This is a genomic window from Streptomyces sp. SID13726, assembly GCF_010548375.1.
Lineage (GTDB): Bacteria > Actinomycetota > Actinomycetes > Streptomycetales > Streptomycetaceae > Streptomyces.
Genome location: NZ_JAAGLY010000736.1, coordinates 1 through 401, shown reverse-complemented (window position 1 = coordinate 401; position 401 = coordinate 1). Strand labels below are relative to the sequence as shown.

The 401-nt window shown below is 64.1% G+C and carries 1 protein-coding gene; it reads right to left on the bottom strand.

Translation table 11 applies throughout. The features are described 5' to 3' along the window. The coding region (locus G3I78_RS50025; protein WP_164437323.1) for an ATP-binding cassette domain-containing protein at positions 1–387 on the bottom strand (387 nt) is incomplete at its 3' end. Between the last annotated feature and the right edge of the window lie 14 nt (positions 388–401).

The following is a 401-nucleotide window of genomic DNA, read 5'->3' as shown; positions in this document are numbered from 1 at the left end:
CGAAAATCCTTTCGACTTCTTCTTCGCCACGGCCGTCAGCCCGACAAGATCCAGCACCTCCGCGACCCGGCGCTCCGGGATGCGGTTCGACTGGGCAAGACAGAGAAGGTTGTTGTAAGCGCTGCGGCCGCCGTTCATGGCTTTCGCGTCCAGCAGCGCACCGATGTGCTTCAGCGGCTCCGGCAGTTCCCGGTAGTGCTTCCCGTCGATCCTGACCGTACCGCTGGTCGGGTTGTCGAGGTCGAGCATCATGCGCATGGTCGTGGACTTCCCGGCCCCGTTGGGGCCGAGGAAGCCGGTCACCACCCCCGGTCTGACCTGGAAGCTGAGGTGGTCCACGGCGGTCTTCGCGCCGAATCGTTTGGTAAGGCCCTCAAGCTCGATCATGCCGACCACGCTAG